This window comes from Nocardia sp. NPDC019323, assembly GCF_044389845.1.
GTDB classification, from domain to species: Bacteria; Actinomycetota; Actinomycetes; order Mycobacteriales; family Mycobacteriaceae; genus Nocardia; species Nocardia implantans.
The window spans coordinates 86712-108322 of sequence record NZ_JBIRYN010000012.1 but is presented as its reverse complement, the minus strand read 5'-3'; the positions used below and the strand labels follow the sequence as shown (position 1 = coordinate 108322).

The 21611-nt window shown below is 69.6% G+C and carries 24 protein-coding genes; 13 read left to right on the top strand and 11 right to left on the bottom strand.

Annotated features, from left to right (window positions below):
- Positions 1-14: 14 nt before the first annotated feature.
- The 7 genes from ACH49X_RS30730 to purH all read left to right on the top strand — a co-directional run bounded on the left by ACH49X_RS30730 (position 15) and on the right by purH (position 8002).
- A complete protein-coding gene (locus tag ACH49X_RS30730; protein WP_323124150.1) occupies positions 15-143 on the top strand; it encodes a hypothetical protein in 129 nt (42 codons plus the stop codon).
- A gap of 392 nt (positions 144-535) precedes the next feature.
- Positions 536-1702 (top strand): ADP-forming succinate--CoA ligase subunit beta, encoded by a 1167-nt coding sequence (sucC, locus tag ACH49X_RS30725; protein WP_195078369.1) that lies wholly within the window; start codon positions 536-538, stop codon positions 1700-1702.
- A 25-nt stretch (positions 1703-1727) separates the two neighbouring features.
- Entirely contained in the window at positions 1728-2642 is a 915-nt protein-coding gene (gene sucD, locus ACH49X_RS30720; protein ID WP_195078370.1) for a succinate--CoA ligase subunit alpha, read from the top strand.
- A gap of 411 nt (positions 2643-3053) precedes the next feature.
- The gene (locus tag ACH49X_RS30715) at positions 3054-4136 is read left to right on the top strand and encodes a DUF5336 domain-containing protein (protein ID WP_357208070.1); all 1083 of its coding nucleotides are present in this window, start codon (positions 3054-3056) and stop codon (positions 4134-4136) included.
- A 92-nt stretch (positions 4137-4228) separates the two neighbouring features.
- Positions 4229-5719 (top strand): DUF6350 family protein, encoded by a 1491-nt coding sequence (locus ACH49X_RS30710; RefSeq protein ID WP_357208067.1) that lies wholly within the window; start codon positions 4229-4231, stop codon positions 5717-5719.
- Between the two features lie 88 nt (positions 5720-5807).
- Positions 5808-6434: a phosphoribosylglycinamide formyltransferase gene (purN, locus tag ACH49X_RS30705; RefSeq protein ID WP_397071538.1), complete on the top strand. Its 627-nt coding sequence runs from the start codon at positions 5808-5810 to the stop codon at positions 6432-6434.
- Entirely contained in the window at positions 6431-8002 is a 1572-nt protein-coding gene (gene purH / locus ACH49X_RS30700; RefSeq protein ID WP_357208065.1) for a bifunctional phosphoribosylaminoimidazolecarboxamide formyltransferase/IMP cyclohydrolase, read from the top strand. Before purN ends, purH begins: the two co-directional genes overlap by 4 nt.
- Positions 8003-8216: 214 nt before the next feature.
- Here purH and ACH49X_RS30695 read toward each other — a convergent pair whose 3' ends face one another.
- Complete coding sequence (locus tag ACH49X_RS30695) at positions 8217-8678, bottom strand: hypothetical protein (protein ID WP_357208062.1); 462 nt, start codon at positions 8676-8678, stop codon at positions 8217-8219.
- 213 nt (positions 8679-8891) lie between these two features.
- On the opposite strand from ACH49X_RS30695, the gene ACH49X_RS30690 reads away from it, so the two are divergent.
- Positions 8892-9473 carry a LysM peptidoglycan-binding domain-containing protein gene (locus tag ACH49X_RS30690; RefSeq protein WP_195078375.1) on the top strand — a complete coding sequence of 194 codons (582 nt, stop codon included), beginning with the start codon at positions 8892-8894 and terminating at the stop codon, positions 9471-9473.
- 87 nt (positions 9474-9560) lie between these two features.
- Here the strand turns inward: ACH49X_RS30690 and rpsR are convergent, their stop codons facing one another.
- From rpsR to rpmB, 4 genes are read right to left on the bottom strand one after another with little or no spacing between them, the layout of a single operon-like run.
- Complete coding sequence (rpsR, locus tag ACH49X_RS30685) at positions 9561-9815, bottom strand: 30S ribosomal protein S18 (RefSeq protein WP_011211513.1); 255 nt, start codon at positions 9813-9815, stop codon at positions 9561-9563.
- A 34-nt stretch (positions 9816-9849) separates the two neighbouring features.
- On the bottom strand, positions 9850-10155 hold the full coding sequence (rpsN, locus tag ACH49X_RS30680) for a 30S ribosomal protein S14 (RefSeq protein WP_195078376.1): 306 nt from the start codon (positions 10153-10155) through the stop codon (positions 9850-9852).
- 1 nt (position 10156) lies between these two features.
- Positions 10157-10327, bottom strand: coding sequence for a 50S ribosomal protein L33 (rpmG, locus tag ACH49X_RS30675; protein WP_019049259.1), 171 nt, complete (start codon positions 10325-10327; stop codon positions 10157-10159).
- 10 nt (positions 10328-10337) lie between these two features.
- The gene (gene rpmB, locus ACH49X_RS30670) at positions 10338-10574 is read right to left on the bottom strand and encodes a 50S ribosomal protein L28 (RefSeq protein WP_063052922.1); all 237 of its coding nucleotides are present in this window, start codon (positions 10572-10574) and stop codon (positions 10338-10340) included.
- 102 nt (positions 10575-10676) lie between these two features.
- On the opposite strand from rpmB, the gene mrf reads away from it, so the two are divergent.
- Genes mrf through rpmF form a run of 3 tightly spaced genes read left to right on the top strand, consistent with a single transcriptional unit; the run spans position 10677 to position 12455 of the window.
- Complete coding sequence (gene mrf / locus ACH49X_RS30665; RefSeq protein ID WP_323124151.1) at positions 10677-12023, top strand: ribosome hibernation factor-recruiting GTPase MRF; 1347 nt, start codon at positions 10677-10679, stop codon at positions 12021-12023.
- Positions 12020-12280 carry a type B 50S ribosomal protein L31 gene (locus ACH49X_RS30660; protein ID WP_195078377.1) on the top strand — a complete coding sequence of 87 codons (261 nt, stop codon included), beginning with the start codon at positions 12020-12022 and terminating at the stop codon, positions 12278-12280. Before mrf ends, ACH49X_RS30660 begins: the two co-directional genes overlap by 4 nt.
- A gap of 1 nt (position 12281) precedes the next feature.
- Positions 12282-12455, top strand: a complete 174-nt coding sequence (rpmF, locus tag ACH49X_RS30655; protein ID WP_067795428.1) for a 50S ribosomal protein L32 — start codon at positions 12282-12284, stop codon at positions 12453-12455.
- Positions 12456-12871: 416 nt separating this feature from the next.
- Here rpmF and ACH49X_RS30650 read toward each other — a convergent pair whose 3' ends face one another.
- From ACH49X_RS30650 to ACH49X_RS30625, 6 genes are all read right to left on the bottom strand, one after another.
- Entirely contained in the window at positions 12872-13969 is a 1098-nt protein-coding gene (locus ACH49X_RS30650; protein WP_357103851.1) for a glycoside hydrolase domain-containing protein, read from the bottom strand.
- A 101-nt stretch (positions 13970-14070) separates the two neighbouring features.
- Positions 14071-14880 (bottom strand): MHYT domain-containing protein, encoded by an 810-nt coding sequence (locus ACH49X_RS30645; RefSeq protein WP_195078379.1) that lies wholly within the window; start codon positions 14878-14880, stop codon positions 14071-14073.
- Complete coding sequence (locus ACH49X_RS30640; protein ID WP_039801302.1) at positions 14873-15430, bottom strand: ATP/GTP-binding protein; 558 nt, start codon at positions 15428-15430, stop codon at positions 14873-14875. Before ACH49X_RS30640 ends, ACH49X_RS30645 begins: the two co-directional genes overlap by 8 nt.
- Before the next feature lie 100 nt (positions 15431-15530).
- Complete coding sequence (locus ACH49X_RS30635) at positions 15531-15902, bottom strand: DUF742 domain-containing protein (RefSeq protein WP_040782732.1); 372 nt, start codon at positions 15900-15902, stop codon at positions 15531-15533.
- A 7-nt stretch (positions 15903-15909) separates the two neighbouring features.
- Complete coding sequence (locus ACH49X_RS30630; protein WP_039801134.1) at positions 15910-16320, bottom strand: roadblock/LC7 domain-containing protein; 411 nt, start codon at positions 16318-16320, stop codon at positions 15910-15912.
- Positions 16317-19082 (bottom strand): ATP-binding protein, encoded by a 2766-nt coding sequence (locus tag ACH49X_RS30625; protein ID WP_195078380.1) that lies wholly within the window; start codon positions 19080-19082, stop codon positions 16317-16319. The genes ACH49X_RS30630 and ACH49X_RS30625 overlap by 4 nt, the downstream gene beginning before the upstream one ends.
- A gap of 356 nt (positions 19083-19438) precedes the next feature.
- Between ACH49X_RS30625 and ACH49X_RS30620 the strand changes: the two genes are divergently transcribed.
- Positions 19439-20125 carry a response regulator transcription factor gene (locus ACH49X_RS30620; RefSeq protein ID WP_067795419.1) on the top strand — a complete coding sequence of 229 codons (687 nt, stop codon included), beginning with the start codon at positions 19439-19441 and terminating at the stop codon, positions 20123-20125.
- 10 nt (positions 20126-20135) lie between these two features.
- Positions 20136-21590, top strand: a complete 1455-nt coding sequence (locus ACH49X_RS30615; RefSeq protein ID WP_195078381.1) for a HAMP domain-containing sensor histidine kinase — start codon at positions 20136-20138, stop codon at positions 21588-21590.
- Positions 21591-21611: the final 21 nt, after the last annotated feature.

Sequence of the window (21611 nt, the reverse complement as noted above, 5' to 3'; positions counted from 1 at the left end):
GGCGGTGCCACATCGTGAAGCTGGTGGAACTCGAATGCCGCCTGACCAGCGGCGTCGATCGGTCGAATGCGGAGCGGCTCTCCGTCTGCGGAGCGCTGTGCTGCGTCAAACTTGCCGTCCTCCTAGTCGTGACCGTGTTGTGACATCGACCGCAATGACGGTAACGAAACGATTGAGCCGCGACAAGCGATGCGCAGGGTTCGTAACAAACATGTGAGATTCATCACTCTTCTTCCTCGGAATATCTCACTGCGGTATGGGCATCCCGGAGAGGTCGATCAACGACGATTTGTAGTAGACGGCGCCGTCGCCCTCGGGCGCCCGCTCTACCTGGCGCGCCGCCAGCAACCTACTCGCCAGTAGCGTTGGCCAGCGGTTTTGCCGCTCCGGACGTTGCTCCGTGACCTGCGCCACTTAGGATGAACGTGGCCGATTGGCCCTCCATGTGACTGGTTAGAGTCCGACCCGACCCGCTTCCGACGTCGGGCCGCCAACAAAGACGTTGTCATCACAACGCAGACGAGACGGTGAGTACATGGATCTCTTCGAATATCAGGCGAAGGAGCTCTTCGTTAAGCACGGAGTGCCTTCGTCCGAGGGCCGCGTCACGGACACGGCCGAGGACGCCCGCGCCATCGCGGCGGAAATCGGCAAGCCGGTGATGATCAAGGCCCAGGTGAAGGCCGGTGGCCGCGGCAAGGCCGGTGGCGTCAAGTACGCCGCGACCCCGGACGACGCGCTCACGCACGCGCAGAACATCATCGGCCTGGACATCAAGGGCCACATCACCAAGAAGATCCTGGTGGCCGAGGCCAAGGACATCGCGGAGGAGTACTACATCTCCTTCCTGCTGGACCGGGCCAACCGGACCTACCTGGCCATGTGCTCGGTCGAGGGCGGCATGGAGATCGAAGAGGTCGCCGCCACCAAGCCGGAGCGGCTTGCGAAGGTTCCCGTCGACGCGGTCAAGGGCGTCGACCTGGCGTTCGCGCGTTCGATCGCCGAGCAGGGCCACCTGCCCGCCGACGTGCTGGACGCCGCGGCCGTGACCATCCAGAAGCTGTGGGAGGTCTTCGTCGCCGAGGACGCCACCCTGGTCGAGGTCAACCCACTGGTGCGCACCCCGCAGGACGAGATCCTCGCGCTGGACGGCAAGGTCACCCTGGACGAGAACGCCGGATTCCGCCACCCGGAGCACGAGGCGTTCGCCGACAAGGACGCGACCGACCCGCTCGAGCTGAAGGCCAAGGAGAACGACCTCAACTACGTCAAGCTCGACGGCGAGGTCGGCATCATCGGCAACGGCGCGGGCCTGGTCATGTCCACCCTGGACGTCGTCGCCTACGCGGGCGAGGGCCACGGCGGCGTGAAGCCGGCCAACTTCCTGGACATCGGCGGCGGCGCCTCGGCCGAGGTGATGGCGGCGGGTCTGGACGTCATCCTGAACGACAACCAGGTCAAGAGCGTGTTCGTCAACGTGTTCGGCGGCATCACCGCGTGTGACGCGGTCGCCAACGGCATCGTGAAGGCGCTGGAGATCCTGGGCGACGAGGCCAACAAGCCGCTGGTCGTCCGCCTGGACGGCAACCGCGTCGAGGAGGGTCGCAAGATCCTGGCCGACGCCAACCACCCGCTGGTGACGCTGGCGCAGACAATGGACGAAGGCGCCGACAAGGCCGCCGAACTGGCAGCCGCCCGATAACGACGGCCGAGTAAGGACGAAAAGAATGTCTATCTTCCTGAACAAGGACTCCAAGGTCATCGTCCAGGGCATCACCGGCGGCGAGGGCACCAAGCACACCGCGCTGATGCTGAAGGCGGGCACCCAGATCGTGGGCGGTGTGAACGCGCGCAAGGCGGGCACCACCGTCGCGCACACCGACAAGGACGGCAACGCGGTCGAGCTGCCGGTCTTCGGCACCGTCGCCGAGGCCATCAAGGAGACCGGCGCAGACGTGTCCATCGCGTTCGTGCCGCCGAAGTTCGCCAAGGACGCCATCATCGAGGCCATCGACGCGGAGATCCCGCTGCTGGTGGTCATCACCGAGGGCATCCCGGTGCAGGACACCGCCTACGCGTGGGCCTACAACGTGGAGAAGGGCAACAAGACCCGGATCATCGGCCCGAACTGCCCCGGCATCATCACCCCCGGCGAGTCGCTGGTCGGCATCACCCCCGCCAACATCACCGGCAAGGGCCCGATCGGCCTGGTCTCCAAGTCGGGCACGCTGACCTACCAGATGATGTACGAGCTGCGCGACTTCGGCTTCTCGACCTCCATCGGCATCGGCGGCGACCCGGTCATCGGCACCACCCACATCGACGCCATCGAGGCGTTCGAGAAGGACCCGGAGACCCAGCTGATCGTGATGATCGGCGAGATCGGCGGCGACGCCGAGGAGCGCGCCGCGGCCTACATCAAGGCCAACGTCACCAAGCCGGTCGTCGGCTACGTGGCGGGCTTCACCGCCCCCGAGGGCAAGACGATGGGCCACGCGGGCGCCATCGTGTCCGGCTCGTCGGGCACCGCCCAGGCGAAGAAGGACGCGCTGGAGGCCGCGGGCGTGAAGGTCGGCAAGACGCCGTCCGAGACCGCCGCGCTGGCCCGCGAGATCCTGGAGAAGGCCAGCATCAGCGCCTGATCTCCCACCGTGCACGAAGGCCGCCTCCGAGTTCGGGGGGCGGCCTTCGTCATGTGTGGCGGTGGGCTCAGGCTTGGGCAGAAGCCGAGCGTCCTGACCGGCCACTCGTGGTTCTCCTCGTCAGCCATCACGACGCAGCCGGGCGGATGGTTCATCGGATCGTCACCCGGAATTCCCCGCCGTTGAGAATCCGTGTGGTGTGAAAAGCGCCATCGCGGGCAACAGTTTCAATGAGCGGTAGGTGGTCTCGCTAGGAACTCCGCGCCGGACACCGGCCGCGACCTGCCGGAACGCGGGCGAACCCGTCTCTTCCGGCCGTCGCGGCGGGATGACCCGAGCGAGGGAGTGCAGTAGCGTCAGAAGTAATCCAGCCGTGAAGACCATGTACGACTCGATTTAGGAGACGACGACATGTCCTACCCGACCGGGGGCTCCGGGTACACCACACCCTCGCCCTCAGCGCCATCCAGCCAGAGCCCGGCCGCGGGTGGTGCCACTTCAGGTTCGAGCGCTACCGGTTCCGATGCCAAAGGTCTGCCGTTCTTCCTGGTGGTCGGCGTAGCGGCGCTCGGCGTGATCAACTTCCTGCTCGGCTTCCTGCCATTCCTCGGCAGCAAGCCGATCGATTTCGGCGGCACCAGGGTCAGCGGTGCGGAGACGCGCAACGCCTTCGAGGTGGCGTCCGGCTCGCCGCTGCTGGGCCTGCTGCTGCTCGGCGGCCTGCTCGCCGCGCTGTCGCTGCTGCCCAAGCAGAACTGGACCGGCGCGGCCGCGGCGGTTTCGACCGCTGGCTTCGTCGCGCTGCTGTTCCAGTCGTTCAACTTCGGTGCGGGCAGCGAGCTGAAGGCGGGTGCGTACGTCCTGCTGGTGCTGTCGTTCGTGCAGGCGGCGGTGGCGATCGCCGCGACGCTGTTCGAGGTGGGCATCATCAAGGCGCCCGCACCGCGTCCGGCCGCCGCGCCGGGCGGGTTCGGCCAGGGCGGCTACGGCCAGCAGGCGTCGTTCGGGCAAGGGCAGCCGTCCTACGGGCAGCCGGGCCAGCAGCCCGGCTACGGCGCGAGTTCCTACGGGCAGGGCGGGTACGGCACGCAGTCCGCGCCGCCGCAATTCCCCTCCCAGCAAGGGCAGCCGTCGCCTTACGGGCAGAGCCAGCCGGGCTACGGACAGAGCCAGGCGGGCCAGGCGTACGGACAGCCGCAGTCGCCCTACGGGCAGAGCCAGCCGACCACGGCCTACGGCGCGCAGCAGCAGCCGGGTTCGCCCTATGGCGCGCAGCCGCGTCCGGACGAGAGCGTGACCCAGCACTTCGGGGGCCAGCAGCAGTCCGGCCAGCAGTCGCCCTACGGTTCGCCCAGCTACGGCCAGCAGCAGGGCCAGCAGGCCCAGCAGGGCCAGCAGAGCCAGCAGAGCGGTCCGTTCGGCGGCGAGCAGAGCGGCGACCCGTCCTCGGACGCCACTCAGGCGTTCCGCCCCTCGGACGACAAGAACAAGTAGCGAACTCGGCGGACTCCTCCCCGGTGCGGCGATCGCGTGCCAGCGGCGCGCCTGACCCGTTCGCGCCGGGGAGGATGCCACGCTGAAATGTCATGAGCTCCTCCAGAAACTCCTCGGCCCGCCGGATCGGCGGGCCGCGCTCGTCGCAGCCGCACCCCGACGCGGACGAAGCCGGGTTTCTGTCCCTCACCCCGGAGCGCTCCAGAGTCCTCATCGCCGTCGCGGGCCGCCCGTCCGCGTTCGGGCTGACCACCCTGGTCGTCCTCGTGCTCGCCACGCTGCTGGCGGCGGGCAGCGATCTGGACGGCGCGTCCGGCGCGATCGCCGCCTCCTGGCTGGGCGTGCACCAGGTTTCGCTGGTGATCGGCAAGACCTCGCTCGGATTGCTCCCGCTGTTGCCCACCGGACTGCTGGTGTGGCTGGCCGCGCGGGAATGCGCGCGCGCCGTGGAACCCGAATGCACCCGCGCGGATCTCGGGTGGATCGTCGGGGCCGCGGTGGGCGGTCCGCTGCTGGTCACGTCCGTCTGCCTCGCGGTCACCGAGGATGCTTCCGGCGTCTTCGCGCTGCAACCGCCCAACACCCTCGCCGCGTTCGCGTGGGTGGCCGCGTTGTATCTGCTGGCCGCCGCGATCGGCATCGCCGTCCGGCTGCGGCGCGAGCTGTTCGTGGTGCTGCGCTTGCCCGATTGGGCGGTCTCCGGCCTCTACGGCGCGGGCCGGTCCGTGCTGCGCCTGCTGAGTTGCGCGACCGCGGTGGTGGTGGTGTCCTTCCTCGCGCACGTGTCGCGGCTCGGCGATATGTATCAATCGGCGGGCAATGCCGGGGGCGTCCTCGGCCTGACGCTGCTCTCGGTGGCCTATCTGCCGAACCTGGTGATCCACACTGTCGGTGTGCTGGTCGGTTCCAGCGCGCAGATCGGCGTCGCCTCCTTCGGGGTGTTCGCCGTCGTGGGCGGCCCGATCCCGGCCTTTCCGTTGCTCGCCGCGGTGCCGACCGGTCCGGCTGCGGGATGGTGGCCGGTGTTGCTGCTGATCCCCGCTGCGGTCGGCGTGCTCGGCGGGCTGGACATCGCGCGCACCTCCACCGACCGGATCGGCGCACCGTGGGCCACGCTCGTCTCCGCCGCGCTCGCCGCGCTCGCGCTGACCGTGGCGGGCGCGGTCGCTGGCGGCGAACTCGGCGAGGTGGGCAGGGTCGGCCTGCGACTGCCGATCTTCGCGCTGGTCACGTTCGCCTGGCTCGCGATTCCCGGCTACGCGGGCCTGGTGTTCGCCCGCTGGTTCCTGGTGCCGGTCGGCGTTCCACCGGCCGACTACACCGATCCCTACGACGACTACCGCGACGAGGACGATTACGACGACTACTACGCGGCGGACGACGGCGACTATTACGAGGACGACGACTACTACGACGACTACGACCGGCCCGAGCTGGAAGGCCCGCTGGACGCCGAGCTCGTCGACGAGCCGCCCGCGATCGAGACCGGCGTCCGCCGCCACGAGCACGGCGCGGGCGACATCGTCGACGCCGAGGTGGTCGAGGCGGACCTGCCGGACAGTGACCGGGTGGACGGTCGTTAGGCTCTAACCCGGCGGTGCCGCATCCGTCCGCCATCCGACCGATCAGGGGAGTAGAGCGCTGACGTCCCAGCCTGCCTCGTGGAAGCCCGTGACGACGCCGGCCACCCTTGTCGTCCTGGCGTCGGGCACCGGTTCGCTGCTGCACGCCCTGCTGGAGGCCACGGCCGAGCCCGGCTATCCGGCGCAGGTCGTCGCGGTCGGCGTCGACCGGCTCTGCGCGGCGACCGCCCACGCAGACGCCGCGGGCGTGCCGCATTTCCGGGTGGCGCTGAAAGACTTTCCCGACCGCGCCGCGTGGGACGCCGAACTCACCGACGCGGTCGCCGCGCACCAGCCGGATCTGGTGGTGTCGGCGGGCTTCATGAAGTTGCTCGGCCCCGCGTTCCTGGACCGGTTCGGCGGCCGGATCATCAACACCCACCCCGCCCTGCTGCCCGCGTTCCCCGGCGCGCACGGCGTGCGCGACGCGCTCGCCTACGGAGCGCGGGTCACCGGCTGCACCGTGCACCTGGTCGACGAGGGCGTGGACACCGGGCCGATCCTGGCGCAGGAGGCGGTGCCGGTGCTGCCGGGTGACGACGAGGCCACCCTGCACGAGCGCATCAAGATTGTCGAGCGACGGTTGCTGGCGGAGGTCGTCGCCGCCGTCGCGACGCGAGGCATTGTCTCCGACGGACGAAAGGCAGTTATCCCAGATGAGCGAGTTCTCCGGTGAGTGAACGCAAGCCGATCAGCAGGGCGCTGGTGAGCGTCTACGACAAGACGGGTCTCGTGGAGCTCGCGACCGGTCTGCACGCGGCGGGCATCGAGCTGGTCTCGACCGGGTCCACCGCGGGCAGGATCGCGGACGCGGGTATCCCGGTGACCAAGGTCGAGGACCTGACCGGGTTCCCGGAGACCCTCGACGGCCGGGTCAAGACGCTGCACCCGCGGGTGCACGCGGGCATCCTGGCCGACTCGCGAAAGCAGGAGCACGTCGACCAGCTGGTCGAGCTCGGCGTCGAGGCGTTCCAGCTGGTGGTGGTGAACCTGTACCCGTTCACCCAGACCGTGGCGAGCGGGGCGACCCCCGACGAGTGCGTGGAGCAGATCGATATCGGCGGGCCGTCCATGGTGCGCGCCGCGGCGAAGAACCACCCGTCGGTGGCGGTGGTCGTGGACAGCGGCGACTACGACGACGTGCTCGCCGCGGTCAAGTCCGGCGGCTTCACCTTGGCCGAGCGAACGGCACTGGCGGCCAAGGCTTTCCAGCACACCGCGAGTTATGACGTGGCGGTCGCGAGCTGGATGACCGACGTGCTGAGCGCGGGCGACACGGCCGAGGACGCGGCGACCCGGTTCCCCGAGTGGCTCGGCGGCACTTGGGAGCGGTCGGCGGTGTTGCGCTACGGCGAGAACCCGCATCAGTCCGCCGCCCTGTACGTCAACGGCGACGGCAAGCTCGGGCTGGCGCAGGCGCGGCAGTTGCACGGCAAGGAGATGTCGTACAACAACTACGTCGACGCCGACGCGGCCTGGCGCGCCGCCTACGATCACGAGGCCCCGGCCGTGGCGATCATCAAGCACGCCAACCCGTGCGGCATCGCGCTGGGCGCCGACATCGCCGAGGCGCACCGCAAGGCGCACGCCTGCGATCCGGTGAGCGCGTACGGCGGGGTGATCGCGGCGAACCGCGAGGTCACCGTGGAGCTGGCCGAGCAGGTCGCCGAGATCTTCACCGAGGTGATCGTCGCGCCGTCCTACGCCGACGGCGCGGTGGAGGTGTTGCAGCGCAAGAAGAACGTGCGCATCCTCGTCGCCGAGCCGCCGGCGCGCGCTGGCGCGGAACTGCGCCCGATCAGCGGCGGCGTCCTGCTGCAACAGCGCGACGTGCTGGACGCGCCGGGCGACGACCCGGCCCACTGGACGCTGGCCGCGAGCGAGGCCGCCGACGCGGAGACGCTCGCCGACCTGGCGTTCGCCTGGCGCGCTTGCCGGGCGGTGAAGTCCAACGCCATCCTGCTCGCGCACGACGGCGCTTCGGTCGGCGTCGGCATGGGCCAGGTCAATCGCGTGGACGCGGTCGGCCTCGCGGTCCAGCGGGCGGGGGATCGGGCCAAGGGGTCGGTGGCGGCCTCCGATGCCTACTTCCCGTTCCCGGACGGTCCGCAGACCCTGATCCAGGCCGGTGTCCGCGCCATCGTGCAGCCCGGCGGCTCGGTGCGCGACCGGGAGACCATCGACGTCGCCCGCGAGGCGGGTGTGACCCTCTATCTCACCGGGGCTCGCCACTTCGCCCACTGAGGACGGCAGTTCGCCGAACGCCGCGCCGGATCGAGGATTCGGCGCGGCGTTCTTCGTTCGCTTTCCAACGGTGTCGCGCGGTCCGGCAAGGTTCGGGCGGCTGGCAACCGTGCCGAGGTGAGGCCGTGTTCTTCGTGCCGACGCCCATCGCAAGTCGACAGCTATCCGGTTGCGGACGGGGGAGTATGGGCAGGCCCGCCGTGCGCGCGGCGTCCTAGACCGCGCTGAGCACGGTGCGGTTGCCGAGCGGTTCCTTCAGCGGCAGCTCGAGGGTGCCGAACACCGCGATCATCGCGCACATCCGGCCGACCGCCTCGGCGCGGCTGCCGGAGCGCAGTTCCACCGTGACCGTCGACGCGGTCTCGGTGACCGTGGCGTCCACGCCGTAGCACTCCGGCGACCCGGTTTCGAAGTTCACGGCTATCTTGTTGTCTCCCAGTCGAGTCCACGATCGGAAGGGGATCGGGTGCGCGCCGACGATGGTCGGGTCCGCGGTGAATTCGTTGCCCTGGTTCCCGCGTGGGTCCTCGGTCGGCGTGCTGGGCGCCGCGGACGTGGCGGCGCTCGTGCTCGGCGTCTTCGTTCCGTCGTCCGAGCCGCCGCAGCCCGCGGCGGCGAGACAGGCGAGCACTACGGCGACAACTGTGGCGGCGCGTCCGGCCTGGATCCGATCCATACCGATCACCCTAGTCTCGGCGGCGGTTCACGGAGTTCGCCGCGGGTGGATGGTGCACTGGGACGAACCCCACAGTGAACGTTCCGCGAACCGTGCGCGTAATAGCTCCCAAAACCGTTCGAGCCCAGTAAGTTCTGCGGGGACGCGCGCCGAAACCGTTGCGGCGCTCGTCATGTCGGATGCTCTACCAGCTTTTTCCGGAAAGGAACCAACGTGGTCGACACGCTGCGCGTAGGCGAAGAACTCGGACGGGGTCAGTCCCTCCAGGGCGGGGCTTACACCCTCACCCTGCAGGAGGACGGCAATCTGGTGCTGTCCGAGCCGGGCGGGAATGTGGTGTGGGCCACCCAGACGCACGACCAGGGCGTGGAGCGGGCCGTGCTGCAGGACGACGGCAACTTCGTCCTCTACAAGAGCGACGGCGCCGCGTGGGCGACCGAGACCAACGGTCAGGCCGCCGACCGCCTGGTCGTGCAGGCGGACCGCAACGTCGTGCTGTACGGCAACGACGGCAGCGCGCTGTGGGCCTCCGGCACCAACACCGACACTCCGCTGCCGGCCCCGGAGCCGGAACCGGTGCAGGAGGAGCAGCCCGCGGCTCCGGCCGCCGAGGAGGTCCCGCCTCCGCCGCCCGCGCCCGAGCCGCGCACCTACACCGTCGAGCCGGGCGACACCCTGTGGGCCATCGCCGAGCGCTTCTACGGCGACGGCAACCGCTACCAGGAGATCGCCGATGCCAGCGGCATCCCGAACCCGGACGCGATCAACCCCGGCCAGGTGCTGACCATCCCGTGACCCGGCCGGTTCGGTAGCGACGACGACAAAGACCCCCGGTGCTCGCGCATCGGGGGTCTTTCCGGTTCGCTCGTGCGCGGGGCGCGCCTAGCGGCTGGTGAACGGCAGCAGCGCCATCTCACGGGCGTTCTTCACCGCGACGGCGACCTGACGCTGCTGCTGCGGGGTGAGCCCGGTGACCCGACGGCTGCGGATCTTGCCGCGATCGGAGATGAACGTACGCAGCAGGTTCACGTCTTTGTAGTCGACCGTCTCGATGCCGGCCGCGATGAGCGGGTTCTTCTTCGGACGGCGGGCCTGCTCTGCGCGAACCTTCTTCGACGGTGCTCGCTTGACTGCCATATGACGAGTTCCTTCTCACGAGATCAGTGGTTGTCTACCAGCTCGATTTGTGCACACCGGGCAACTCGCCCCGGTGGGCCATCTCGCGCACACGCACACGGGAAAGTCCGAACTTCCGGAGATGACCGCGCGGTCGTCCGTCGGCGGCGTCCCGATTGCGCAATCGTACCGGACTGGCGTCGCGGGGCTGCCGCCGCAGTTCGGCCTGGGCGGCCGCCCGCTCGTCCTCCGGCGTGCCCGGCTTGCGGATGATCTCCTTCAGTTCGGCGCGGCGCGCCGCGTAGCGCGCCACGATCGCCCTGCGCTGCTGATCGCGCTCGATCTTCGACTTCTTGGCCATCTCAGCGCTCCTCGCGGAAGTCGACGTGCTTGCGGACCACCGGGTCGTACTTGCGCAGCACGAGGCGGTCGGGGTCGTTGCGGCGGTTCTTGCGGGTCACGTAGGTGTACCCGGTACCGGCTGTGGACTTCAGCTTGACGATCGGGCGGATGTCGGTCGATTTCGACGCCATGGGTCGCTCCTCAGATCTTGTCGCCGCGGGCGCGCAGGCGCGCCACCACGGCCTCGATGCCGTCCCGGTCGATGGTCTTGATGCCTTTGGCGGAGACGGTCAGCGTGATGCGCCGGCCTTCGCTGGGCAGGTAGTAGGTCTTGCGCTGGACGTTCGGGTTCCAGCGGCGGCTGGTCCGCTTGTGCGAGTGCGACACGGACTTGCCGAATCCGGGCTTGCGCCCGGTGACCTGGCAGTGGGCCGACATCCGGACTCCCTCCAGTAGATGACAATCATTTTCGACAACAACTGCTCGACAATGTACCGTTGCCGTACAGCAAATGAAAATCGTTACTGAAAGGGGTTTCCGGTGGCGGCGGCAGATTCCACCCTGGTCCCACCCGGCTCCGACCGCAGAACGCCCGTGGTGGTGCTCGCCGGTTTCGCCGGACTCGCCGCGGCGGGCGTGGATCGCGCGGCCGCGATGCTGGGCATGGCCGCGGGCACCGTCGTGGTCCGCCATGATCTGACCCAACTGCGGGAGGGCATCGTGCATCGCACGGTGCGCACCGCGACGCGCGAGACTTCGGCCGTGCTCGAACTCGCGCACGGCTGTGTCTCCTGCACCTTGCGCATGGATCTGCTGCCGCTGCTGTGCACCCTGGCCCGGCGCGAATCCGTGGATCGCATCGTGCTCGCGCTGGACCCGGCCTTCGAGGCCGAAGCGGTGTGCCAAGCCATCGAGCACGTAGTGGTCACCGGGGTGCACGGTCGCGTCGACGGCCCCGCCGGGCGCGACGTGCGCGTGGATGCCGTGCTGACCTGTCTGGACGCGGCGGTCTGGCTCGCCGACGCGACCGGGGACGAGACGCTCGCCGAACGCGGCCTCGCCGCCGCGGAGGACGACCGCACGGTGGCTCAGGTCGCCGTCGGGCAGGTCGATTTCGCCGATGCCGTCATCGTCCTCGGTGCCGCGGCCGCGGCACCGTTCGCCGACGCCGCGGTCGAGCGGGGCAAGCTCGCCGCGATCCTGGCCAGGCTGGTTCCCGGCGCGCCGGTCGCCTGGGTGGACGAGCCGAACTCCGTCACACCAGCCCTGGTCGAGTCCCTGCTCGCGCGCGTGCCCGCCGATTCGCGCCGCGGCCGGGTCTTCGACGCGCACGCACCGCTTCTACGCGGCCGACCGCCGCTGACCAGTGACTATGGCGTGGAACTCGTGGAATTCGCGGCGGCCCGGCCGTTTCACCCCGCCCGGCTGCACGAGGCGCTCGACGTGTTGTTCGACGGCGTGGTGACCGCCCGCGGACGGTTGTGGCTGGCCACCCAGCCCGACGAGGTGGTGTGGCTGGAATCCGCCGGCGGTGGCCTGCGCGTAGGCGGTGCCGGGCGCTGGCTGGCCGCGATGCCGGAAGCGGAACTGGCCGAGGCGGACCCGGAGCGCCGGGCGATGGCCGCGCTGCGCTGGGACGAGCGCTTCGGCGACCGCGACGTCTCGCTGTCGATCCTGGTGCACGACGCCGATCCGGCGCAGATCCGCGAAGCGCTGCACTGGGCGCTGGTGGAGGACGACGAACTGCGCCTGGTCGAGCGCGCACCCGAGCGCGTCGCCCGATGGGAGGACCCGTTCGGCGAGTGGCACGCCGACCCGTGCGTGAGCGACGAGGAGTCCGGGCAGCCCGCGCAGGACCTGAAAACCCCGAAAGGAGAGGCGAAATGAAGAAAGGTATCCATCCGGACTACCACCCGGTGGTCTTCGAGGACGCGGGCACCGGCAAGCGGTTTCTCACCCGGTCCACGGCGACCAGCGCGCGCACCGTGGAGTGGACCGACGGCAACACCTACCCGCTGCTGACGGTGGACGTCACCGCCGACTCGCACCCGTTCTGGACCGGCGCGCACCGCGTGCTGGATGCTCAGGGACGGGTGGAGAAGTTCGAACGCAAGTACGGCAAGCGCGTGCGGAAGGAGGCCTGAGATGGCGGTGCCGAAGCGGAAGATGTCGCGGTCGAACACGCGCAGCCGCCGGTCGAATTGGAAGGCCGCGCCGGTGGATCTGGTGCCGGTCACCATCGGCGGCGTTGTGCACCGGGTGCCGCGCAGGTTGGTCGCTGCCGTGCGGCGCGGCTTGATCGACGTCGAGAAACTCTGAGCGGTACGCCCGCGAGCCGGCCTCCCGGCCCGGCGCCGACGCCGCGACCGGTGATTGCTCGACCGATGCCACTGACGCCCGGAACCCGTGAGGTGCTGGTCGACCGTCCGGAAACGGCCACTTCGGCGCCTTCTGGAAAAAAATTTCCGGGCCATCGGGAAGTATGTAGCTAATCTCTAGCTATCAATGTGTCCGGCATCACGTCGCACTATTGCGCCAGGGGCGATTGCGACCGAATAGCCACCGGCGGGATCCCGGACCGTCGGTTGGTTTTCGGTCACAGAAAAGTTCGCCGAAAATGGTGCGCTCGCAGCCCGATACCGGTACCCTCGTCGTCGAGGGCGGGTTCTCTTGGTTCCCAAGAGAACCCGCTCATCGCCAATTTTGGGGGCAGTCAGCCGGTTTCACTTTCCCGGTCACTCGCGTTCACCGAACGGCGCGCGTTCGTCGATCGCGCCGGTGTGGGCTCGGTTTTTCGAGGTCAACGCCGCCGGTTCGGCGTCGTCGTCCGCCGCGCGCCGGGTGCCGTCGTGGCCGGGCAGGCCGGGGAAGTCCGGCAGCAACGCCTCCAGGCGAGCCAGCTGTTCACCGACCAGCGCCGCCGGGCCCTCGATCAGCGACAGCGGCCACGGCCAGTGGCGTCCGTTCCAGCGCTCCACCTGCTCGGTCAGCTCGGCCGTCGTCGCTTCCAGTTCGCTGATCTCGGTACGCAATTCGCCTACTTGCGTTCGCAATTCAGCGGCTTCGTGCTCCAATGTCGCGATGCGCGCCAGCGCCGCGGCCAATCCGTCCACCAGCGTACGATTCCGGCCGTCCGCGTCCGCGCCCAGTTGCGGCCAGCCGGACAAGTCGGGTCCGCGCAGCTGGATCTGGATGTCGCGCAGCACTGCCTCTTGTTCCGGCGTCACGTCCGGCTCCTCCTGTTCCACGAAATCCCACTGGCCGAAATCGATCGTCTCGGCCTCGTTCACGTCACAGCGCACGCCGCCGACCGTCACTTGGCGCCGCGTCTGATGAATGGCACGCCTGGTCTCCACGTTCGTGCCGGACCATGCGTCGGTCTGCCAGGCCCAGGTCGCGTACCCGGCGTCCAGCGCGCGGCTGACCGCCCAGTACCCGCCGTAGATGCCGACGTTCGCGCGGCCGAGCACGGTCGCCGCGCCGTCCAGATAAGCGTTGATGCGCAACTGGTCCTGTTGCGTCGCGTCGAAATCCGCGGAGAAATAGATCGGACGGTCCACCCGGCCGCCGCAGCGCAGCACTTGCGCGAGAGCCGCACGCGCGTCGACGATGCCGGCGCCGTAACCGTCCAGCATTCGCGCGGCCGTGGTCTCCCAGTTCGAGACGATCGAGATTCCGTGCGCACGCAGATCGTTCGCCTCGGCCGGGGTGAGCAGCTTGCCGGGCAGACTCGGGCCGCCGTCGGACAGATACCGTACAACGAAGTCGTACCCCGCCGCCCGAATCGCCGCGCCCCCCGGGCGTCCCGCGGCGTAATCGAGACCGAAACGCATGGCCTCCACTGTAAGTGGGCCGGGCGGGTGCGACCGTGGCATCGCCGAATCCCGCTCGCCCACGGGGATCGGCCAGCGGGAAACCGTCGATCAGTCGCGGGTCAGCGGGCTGGCTCCAGCTTCGGCCTGCGCGGCTTCGGCGGCGCGGCCAGTTCGCGGCGATCCGGGGCGATCAGCACCGCGGAGATCGGCACGGTCAGCGCGAGCAAGCCGATGACGAACATCGGGAACACGAAGTCGAACAGCTCCACGCCGCCGGGCACCTTCGCCGACCGGTTGACGTCGAAATGCAGGGCGGCCACCGCCGTGTAGTACGTGGCGGCCACGCCGACACCGAACAGCAGCACCGTCGCGGCGCGAGCCAGCGGGAAGCGCATGGTCTGGAACAGCCACAGCACCGCCGTCGCGGTGATCACGCCGATCACGGCGGAGACGGAGGCCAGCCAGGCCGTCACGCCGACCGAGCCCTGGATCTCCAGCGAGCCGATGCCGAGGTAGTGCGTGAGTCCGATGCCGAGGCCGAGCACCAGTCCGCCGGGCAGCAGCAGTGCGAGCCGGGGCGTGCGTCCGACGATCAGCAGCGCCGCGAAGACCGCCACGATGGCGACCACCAGGGCGGCGACCAGCCTGCCCGGGTCGTAACGCATCGCGCTGCCGGGAACTTTCAGGCCGAGCATGGCTACCGAGGTGGCCAGCCACACACCGACGCCGCCCAGCGATATCGCCGCCGAGACCAGCCACACCAGCCGGAACTGAACCGAGCGCGCGCCGTGCACGATGCACGCGAGGCCGACCACCGCGCCGAGGACCGAGATGCCCAGCGACAGCGCGATCAGCCAATAGCCGAGCGCGAACTGGTCGACGGACGTCGCGGCGGCACTCTCCGCGGCCAGCACCGCGACCTCACGCATGGCGGGCGGTTCCTTCCAGTTCGCTGGCCTTCAGCTGAGCGATCGCGTACTCGGTCACCGCGGCGAGCGCCTGGCGCACCTCGATCGCGTTGCGCGCGTCGATGTCGACGATCGGCACGCCCTCGCGCACCGACAGCGCCTCGCGCAGTTCCGCGATCGGGAAGCGCGGCGCGTCCGGGAACCGGTTGACCGCGATCAGGAACGGCAGCTTGCGCGCCTCGAAGAAGTCGACCGCGGCGAAGCTGTCTTCCAGCCGCCGGGTGTCGATCAGCACCACGGCGCCGATCGCGCCACGGATCAGGTCGTCCCACATGAACCAGAACCGCCGCTGGCCCGGTGTGCCGAACAGATAGAGCACCAGGTTGCCGGGCAGGATGATCCGGCCGAAATCCATGGCGACCGTGGTGGTCTCCTTCTCCGGCGTCTCGGCGAGATCGTCGATGCCGTCGGAGTAGCGGGTCACCATCGCCTCGGTGCGCAGCGGAACGATCTCCGAGACCGCGCCGACGAACGTGGTCTTGCCCGCGCCGAAGCCACCGGCGACGACGATCTTCGTCGAGGCGACCCGATTCTCGAAGCCGTCCTGGCCGGGGGCGTTGCCCGGTGCGAGATTTCCACTTGGCCCGGGATGTCCACTGGGCCCCGAATTCCTATAGGGCGCGGAGTCCACGCAATGTCCTCTCCATCAGGGAACGGCGCTCGTCATAGCTCGCCTCTTCGGTCAGGGTCGAATGCACGCGCATGGTGCCGTCGACGACCAGGTCGCCGATCACCACGCGGACCATGCCCAGCGGCCGGTCCAGATGCGCCGCGATCTCCGCGACCGACAGCCGATGCGTGCCGAGTCGCAGTATCTCGGTGCGGATGTCGCCGGTCGGCCAGTCGAGATGTGCAGTGTACGACAACGTTTCGATGACCGCCTCCAACGGCAGGTCGATCGCGGGTTCGGTGCGCCCCGAGGTCAGGGCGTAAGGCCGGACGCGCGTGGTCGGGCGTGGTCCGGGGCCGTATGGGTTGGACATCTCACGCTCAGACAGCGGTACGCGCGGTCGCGGTGACCACCGAGCCCACCCGATCGACCAGCAGGGCCATCTCGTAGCCGATACGGCCGATGTCGTGGGACTTGTTCGCCAGCACGGCCAGATGCGAGCCGTTGCCGACGCTCATCACAAGCAGGTAGCCGCGCTGCATCTCCACGATCGACTGCATCACCTTGCCGCCGTCGAACAGCGACGCCGCGCCCATGGACAGACTCGCGAGTCCGGCCGTGACGGCGGAGAGCTGTTCGGCGCGATCGCTGGGCAGGTGCGGACTGGTGGCCTGCAACAGGCCGTCCGCGGAGACCAGCACCGCATGGGACACGCCGGGTACATCTCGGGTGAAGCGGGCGACCAGCCAGTTCAGATTCTCGTCCGTGGTGCTGTTGTTCGCGTTGGTCATGCAAGCCCTCCGTCGTTGTACTGCGCATTGGCCCGCCCGCTGCGGACCCCACTGAGATGCCTGGTCAGATTGTTGCGGATTTCTTCCGGATCGCGCGTGCCCGCGTCCTCCGCGGGGGCCAGGCCGCCGGGCACCAGCTGGGCGCCCGGCCTGCGGATCGGCAGCCCGCCGACGGTGCGCGCGGTGGTGGTCGGATGGCTGGCGTCCTCGGCGGCCAGCCAGCCCGCGTCACCAGGCGAGGACCACGAGCTGTCCGGCGATGGCGAGGTCGAGGGCTCGACCAGCCATTCCGAGACCATGCGTTGGTAGATGGGGGTCGGGGACGCGCCCGCGACCGGCTGCAGCCGGGACGAGGTCACCGTCGCGGGTTCCGGTGCCGGCTGCTGCGGTGGCTCGGCGGGTGCGGCCGGCTTCCGGATCGGAAGGCCGGATCGAGCGGTGGTCTGCGGCGCGGGCGGCTGGGCCGGCACGGCGGGCGTCGGCCCGGTGGTCGGCTCGTCGTCCTTGACCTCGGTCCACAGATCGGTGCGCGCGGGCTGCTGCTCCCGCTCGACGGGCTGCTCACCCGCGCCGGGCGGCACCGCGGCGAACGGCCCGGAGGGAGTGCGCTCGTCGGCGCGCGGAGCCAGCACCGGCCATGGCTGGGTGGCCGGCTGGTCCGCCGGGCTGACCGCGCGGCCGACCGGTGTGGAGACCGTGGGCTGGTCGGGGGTGTCGGCGACCCGGATGGCCGGACGGCGCTGCGGCAGGCCCGAACTGGTCACGCCGAAGCGCGCGGTGTCGCGCTGCGGCAGGCTCGGCACCGGAACCAGGTTGCGCGGCTGCCCACCGGTGGGCGGGGTGGCGAGCGAGGGCAGCGGATGCTCGGCTGTGATGTCCAGCGGCTTGCCCGCCGGGTCGGTGGCGTCCATCGGCGGCGCCACCAGCGCGCCGGGCAGGTGGACGCTGGCGGTGATGCCGGGCTGCTGCGCCATCGTGGACGTGCGGCGCAGGCTGACCGTGATGGTGTGGCGCTTGGCCAGGCGGCCGACGACGAACAGGCCCATGCGGCGCGCGGTCTCGACCGTGACCTCACCACCGGAGGCGAGCCGGTCGTTGGTGGTCTGGAGGTCTTCCAGGGACATGCCGAGGCCGCGATCGGTGATCTCGATCAGGTAGCCGCCGTCCACCGCGCGCGACACCATCACGGTGACCGGCGTGGTCGGCGGGGAGTAACGCAGCGCGTTGTCGATCAACTCGGCGAGCAGGTGCTCGATGTCGACGGCGGGCTCGCCCGCGACGATGCCGTCGGGCACCGCGCCGATCTCGACGCGCTGGTAGTCCTCCACCTGGGAGACCGCGCTCCAGAGCATGTCCGACAGCGGCACCGGGTGCAGCTGGCCGCGGCGCAGCGCGGTGCCGGCCAGCACCAGCAGGTTGTCGCCGTTGCGGCGCATGCGGGTGGCCAGGTGGTCGAGACGGAACAGGCTCTGCAACCGGTCGGTGTCGTCCTCGTCGTGCTCGAGGTCCTCGATCAGCGCCAACTGCTGCTCGACCAGCGATTGGCTGCGCCGCGACAGGGTCTCGAACATGTTGCCGATCTGCAGGCGCAGACGGGCCTGGTCGGCGGCGAGGTTGAGCGCCTGCTCGTGGATCTCGTCCACGGCGCGGGCCAGCTGGCCGATCTCGTCGGTGGTGTGCACCGCGACCGGGGTGATCTCGGGGGTGGTGCCGCCCGCACGCACCACGGCGAGTTCGTCGGGCAGTTTGATGTGCGCCACTTCCAGCGCGTCGCGCCGCAGGCGGCGGACCGGGACGACCAGGGTGCGCGCGACCGAGAGCGCCAGCGCCAGGCCCGCGAGCAGCATGCCGATGACGATCGTCGTCTCGCGCAGCGCACCGGCCTGCGCTTCGGTGGTGCGGTCGGCCAGCGCGCCGTCGATGGTGTCGATCAACTGCGCGGTGGTCTTCTCGTAGGTGTCCGAGCTGATCAGCAGCGAGTCGATGACGGCGGGATTGGTCGCCGGGTCGGCGGCGTTCTGGCTGAAGGTGCCCAGGCGGGTCTGCACCGCGTCCAGCAGCGGACGCATATTGCCCGCGTAGTCCGGCAGGATCTGCGCGTACTGGTAGATCATGGTGATCTCGGCGCCCGCGGCGACCAGCACGCGGGGCCGCACGCTCGGGTTGCGGCCCGCGTCCGGCGAGCCGATCAGCATGCGCTGCTGGGTGAGCACCCGCCGCGCGGTCTGCACCGACGCCAGCTGCAGGAAGTACCGCTGGATGACCAGGTCGTCCACCGAGGGCGACAGCGCGAGCGCGTTGCCGATGCGGACCATGATCTCGTCGGACTGCTCGCCGACCATGGCGGGCGAGCCGTTGCGCAGGCTGTTGCGCATCGTGGTGCCGGTGGCGATGGCCGAGGCGAGCTCGGAGGTGACCCGGCCGCTGACCTTGGTGGTCTGCAGCGCCGCTTCCAGTTCGGCCAGGGCCTGGTCGAACTTCGTCAGCGCCGCGTCGGTCTGCGGGTCCGCGGTGTTGCCCCAGGTGGCGGTCGCGGTGACGCCCAGTTGCTCGGTGGCCGTGCCGAACTTGACGATCGGGCGGATGATGATGGCCTGTTCGGTCGCCGCGTCCAACTGCGCCATGGTGCGCAGTTCGTTGTTGATTCGGAGCACGGCGAAGACGGTCGCCAACAGCACCGGAAGCACCAGCACGACGCCAACCTTGCGGGTGACCGACCAGTTCGACAGGCTGAATTGCCAGGACCGCGGTGCAGCTTCCATCCGCTTCCGTCGCCTCCGCTTCACCAGTGACCTCGGGCGCGCGTGGCTGTTCGGTATTGATTCAACCCGCAAAGAACCAACTAGAGGTCTTCTTTTTACCGCACGGAACATACCGTGCAGAGTGGTCATCGGCAATCCGGGGGAGTCGGCGCGCAAATTACCGAATATGGCTATAGAGAACATGATTCGCGGTGGAATGCGTAAGGGACGCGTCAACTTCCCGTCGGCGCCATGGAAGGCCCTGGTCATGCCCCGTTGACAGGGGCGACGCGCCGGGGAGTGTCGCCGCTGCTCACCACGGCGTGTCGGGAGCGCCCTCTCAGTTACCTCTCAGTCGCTGCGGTCAAACTGGTGGCATGCGCATTCTGGTGGTCGATGACGATCGGGCGGTCCGGGAATCGCTGCGCCGGTCGCTCACCTTCAACGGCTACTCCGTCGATCTCGCGGTGGACGGCGTGGACGCGCTGGAGAAGGCAACCGTCCAGCGACCCGACGCCCTCGTCCTGGACGTGATGATGCCCCGGCTCGACGGGCTCGAGGTCTGCCGCCGTCTCCGGAGCACGGGCGACGATTTGCCGATTCTCGTTCTCACCGCGCGGGATTCGGTATCGGAGCGGGTCGCCGGGCTCGACGCCGGGGCGGACGACTATTTGCCGAAGCCATTCGCGCTGGAGGAACTGCTGGCAAGGCTGCGCGCGCTGCTGCGGCGCACGGCCGCGGGGCCGGGGGACGCCTCGGAGGCGATGAAGTTCGCCGACCTGTCGCTGGATCCGGTGACCCGCGAGGTATCCCGGGGCGCCAGGCCGATCAGTCTCACCCGCACCGAGTTCTCACTGCTGGAAATGCTGATGGCGAACCCGCGCCGCGTGCTCACCCGCAGCCGCATTCTCGAGGAGGTCTGGGGCTACGATTTCCCGACCTCGGGAAACGCGCTCGAGGTCTACATCGGTTATCTGCGCCGCAAAACCGAGGCCGAGGGCGAGCCGCGGCTGATCCACACGGTGCGCGGCGTGGGCTATGTGCTGCGTGAAACGCCGCCGTAGGTCCGCGGTCATGGCACGAACACCCCCCAAACGCCCCGCCGTCGCCGCGCTCGGCCAGCGCCCGCCCGAGCCCGTGGACATGCGGCCGCCGATGCCGCTGACCCGCTCGGTCTCGCTGCGGTGGCGGGTGACGCTGCTGGCCGCCTCCGTGGTGGCCATCGCGGTCGCGGTCACATCGATCGCGGCCTACGCGCTGGTGGCGCGCGCGTTGTACGCCGACGTGGACGCCCAGTTGCGCAGCCGGTCCACGGCCGTGATCGCCAGCAATCCCTACGGGTTCAACAACCTCAACCTGATGGTCGCCGCGGCCTTCTACGACGACACCGGCATCGCGCTGATCTACCCCGATCTGCGGCGCTGGCTGCCGCCGCAGTCCACCGATCCGCCGGTGGGTCCGCAGGAGCTGTCCGTGGCGCGCGGGGAGCGCAGTTCGTCGCTGCGCACCGACGGCGATCAGCGCGTGCTGGCCGTGTACACCAATTCCGGTGCCACACTGGTCATCTCGCAGCGGCTGGATCGCACCAGGGAGGTGCTCGACCGGCTGGCCTGGCTGTTGTTCGTCGTCGGCGGCTGCGGGGTCGTGCTGGCCGCAGCGGCGGGCACGGCGGTCGGGCGCACCGGTCTGCGGCCCATCGCGCGGCTGACGGCGGCCACCGAGCGGATCGCCCGCACCGACGACCTGACCCCGATCCCGGTCACCGGAGACGACGAACTGGCAAGGCTCACAGAGAGTTTCAACACGATGCTGCGCGCGCTCGCGGAGTCGCGCGACCGGCAGCGCAGGCTCGTCGCCGATGCCGGGCACGAGCTGCGCACACCGCTGACGTCGTTGCGGACCAACATGGAGCTGCTCATCGCGTCGAGCCGTCCCGGCGCTCCGCGCATCCCGGACGAGGACATGGCCGGACTGCGCGCCGACGTGATGGCGCAGATCGAGGAGTTGTCCACGCTGGTGGGCGACCTGGTCGACCTCGCGCGGGAGGACGCGCCGGAGACGGTCTACGAACGCGTGGACCTGGGCGAGGTCGTCGAACGCGCGCTGGAGCGGGCCCGCCGCCGTCGCACCGGCATCGAGTTCGTCGCCGACCTGCGCCCGTGGTTCGTCTACGGGCACGAGGCGGGTTTGGAGCGCGCGGTGCTGAACGTGCTGGACAACGCGGCCAAGTGGAGTCCGGCGGGCGCGCAGGTGCGCATCCTGATGCGCGAGAGCGGCCCCGGGTTGCTGGAGCTGTCCATCGACGACGCCGGCCCAGGAATTCCGGCGGCGGAGCGGGAGCTGGTGTTCGAACGTTTCTATCGGGTCATGTCGTCGCGGTCGATGCCGGGCTCCGGTCTCGGCCTGGCGATCGTCAAACAGGTGGTGACGAAACACGGCGGCACCATCGCCATCGATACCTCGCCGCGCGGGGGCGCCGTCGTTCGCATCGTGTTGCCCGGCGAGCCGGGCGCGCCCGTGCCGGATTGACGCAATAGCGGGCGGCGGAAC